General features: G+C 43.4%; 4 protein-coding genes and 1 pseudogene. All 5 read left to right on the plus strand.

Features of this window, described 5'->3' with window-relative positions:
- Positions 1–53: 53 nt before the first annotated feature.
- Positions 54–359, plus strand: a complete 306-nt coding sequence (locus COY37_RS04315; RefSeq protein WP_286678143.1) for a HigA family addiction module antitoxin — start codon at positions 54–56, stop codon at positions 357–359.
- A gap of 12 nt (positions 360–371) precedes the next feature.
- Positions 372–536 (plus strand): annotated as a pseudogene (locus COY37_RS04320) (tyrosine-type recombinase/integrase); the annotation flags it as partial.
- Positions 537–878: 342 nt separating this feature from the next.
- Positions 879–1,070, plus strand: a complete 192-nt coding sequence (locus COY37_RS04325) for a type II toxin-antitoxin system HicB family antitoxin (protein WP_286678142.1) — start codon at positions 879–881, stop codon at positions 1,068–1,070.
- Positions 1,067–1,249, plus strand: a complete 183-nt coding sequence (locus COY37_RS11815; RefSeq protein WP_353682431.1) for a type II toxin-antitoxin system HicA family toxin — start codon at positions 1,067–1,069, stop codon at positions 1,247–1,249. Before COY37_RS04325 ends, COY37_RS11815 begins: the two co-directional genes overlap by 4 nt.
- 932 nt (positions 1,250–2,181) lie before the next feature.
- Positions 2,182–2,793, plus strand: a 612-nt coding sequence (locus COY37_RS04330; protein ID WP_286976325.1) for a hypothetical protein, incomplete at its 3' end; no start/stop codon positions are given.

Raw genomic sequence — 2,793 nt, forward strand, 5'->3', positions numbered from 1 at the left:
GATGGCGGTGCTTATGTCGTCGATTATGACGATTATCATTAAGGGGTGAAAGCGTGAAAAGACAACCAACGCATCCTGGTAAGATTATAAAAGAAGATTATTTAAAACCTTTATCCCTAACCATAAACGAGTTAGCATCGATTCTTGGTATCTCAAGAAAGACATTATCAAAGATTATAAATGAAAGAAGTGCTGTTACTCCGAATATGGCACTTCGTTTATCTCGCGCGTTTGATACGACCCCTGATTTTTGGCTTAATCTGCAAAAGAATTATGATTTATGGCAGGCCGAGCATGCATCAAATGAGTGGCAGAGGGTGAAACCGCTCTCTTCTCAATTACTTCACTCACGTATATAGGATAGGGAAGCCCATGCATCTTGGCATTCATTCGCAACCCACCTATTGGAAGGCGGTTATGATATTCGAACGGTCCAGGAACTCCTGGGTCACAAAGACGTAAAAACAACCATGATTTACACACATGTCCTCAACCGTGGACCGGCTGGGGTTCGCAGCCCAATCGATATGTTGTAAGGTTAAATAAGGCAGTTTAGAGAGGATTATATACCGATCCGTATAAGACACCATAGTAAAACAGCGTTTAGTTAAAACAGGTTCATTTAGCACTGGTTATAGCAACAAGCGATGTATTTCTAGAGGCGTCTTATACGGGCACAAGCAGCAATTTTGGAGTATTATGCGGATTAGTATAAACATTGTTCGTCCGCCCGCCTGCGGCGAACGAACCAGCACGGCTCATCCGCGGCCCCGTTATGCGTCTGAAAAATTATAATAGAAAATCTTGATTTTTCGCAAACAAGACTACATTATTAAATAGCAAAGGATAATTGATAAATTATTTGAGGTGAAAAGATAATGAAAACAATAAAATATGTTTATTGGGAAGACGAGGGAATGTGGCTTGGTTATCTAGCCGAATATCCTGATTATATGACCCAAGGGGGAACCCTTGATGAATTAAAAGAAAACTTAAAAGATATATATAAGGAATTAACCAGTAGTTCGATTCCGTCAGTTCGTAAAGTTGCTGAGCTGAAAGTCTCGTGAAACGAAAAGACTTAATTAAGAAAATCGAGGAAATGGGATGTGCATTTATAAGACGCGGTGGAAATCACGATTGGTACCAAAATCCCGAGACTAAAATTTCCCAGCCTATCCCAAGACATCGAGAAATCAACGAAAGCCTTGCCAGACATATTATAAAAATGCTTGGGAAAGACGCATAACTACAGGCCGACGTGATGATTTGTTACGTATTGATCGCATGCTTTAAATTATCAACAAAGCGCCTAACAAATCACTCCAGCGGGCGGTGACAGTCCTCGGCAAGCGAAGCATTACCGCAGACGCCGCACTGAGGCTTGCAAGGTTCTTTGCTGCCACCCAACAACACGATTCAGCGGAAGCCTAGCTAACAGCAAAAATCTTGGAAGAACACCACATAATTCGCGTTCCGGTTGTTAACAAAGGGGACATTCCCACGCCGTGTCTCCGGGAGAACCAAGCGGAGATAGCTCCGGGACTCGTTCTTGCCAACACGCCGAACGTTACTAATAGTATGGCTAAAAAAAATTATTCCGCATCCTCACGCATTCTTGAAAAGAGATATACCAGGTAAAGAAGTTGATTAGCTTGGCCTGAGAGCCATTGTTTCTATGCTAAAAAAGTATTACGTGATTTATGCCTGGGGAGGTATAGGATGAGGAGCCCGCGTATCAATATAATGAAGAGGAACCACCGGGGGCTAAGGCCCAAGAGCAATAAACCAAGCACTATTCTTGTCTAATCGAACTAATTATTCTTGTTTAATCAAACCAATAAATCTAGCATTTATGCAGCTAATGGCCTTAGCCTCCCTAATTTTACGCATCATCTTATAGGCATCGAGAGAGCTAACCCGTGGTTACCCCGCATCCTCTCAATTCAAACCGCACGATTATAAACCGCCCCTAAAAGTTACTCCCAAAAGCTTAAATAAACGCAAATCTAGAGGAGGGTAAGGTTAAACATACGTCATGAGGAACCCGACGTAGGCTGTGTGCACAGGGCTTATTTTAGGTAAATCTCGTCTATGGATAGTCAACCCACCCCCAGCATTTTATACTAGAGAAGGGAGTATATTATTTTGAAGAATTCGAACAGGAAAACATCATTACATATGGCACTGATTATGATGGCCGGTATTGTGTTGTTTGTCGCCGGGTGTTCTTCGGCCCCGAGGCAGCTTGTGTTTGAGGCCAAAAAGCGGGTAGAGGCGTTAAACTTTTCTAATAAAAAACCTGATGTAAAGAAAGCTATCTCGAGCAGGGGTGAGCCGAAGCCGGTGACCTTGGTGAATGAGGCCTCGCAAGAACCGTTTGATCCGGCTTCGGTAGCCGATTCGGATATTGTGACATTGACCACGTCGTACAAGGTAACAGCTCATGGCCAAGCGGATGCGGGGGGAACGTCGGGTTGGAATGGGCATTCAAAGGTCGTTATGACGACGCTGATCCCAAAAACGGTGGAGGGTAAGCAGAAGGTACTAAGCACGGATTTTAATGTAAAACCGACAAAGGTATTTGATCTGGGGGACAATCGGTACGCGCAGTTCGATGTAGGGAATGCGAAGCAGGACTTTACTATCCGGGTCATAACAAAGATCAAGCTGTTCAGGTACGACCTGTCTGTCGCGCTTAATAACAAAGCGGTAACAACTTTAAACAATAAAGACCTTAAAGAGTATCTGAAGGCCGAGAAATATATCGAGACCGGTGATCCGACGATTAAG

The organism is Candidatus Aquicultor secundus, assembly GCF_002791875.1.
GTDB lineage: Bacteria > Actinomycetota > Aquicultoria > Aquicultorales > Aquicultoraceae > Aquicultor_A > Aquicultor_A secundus.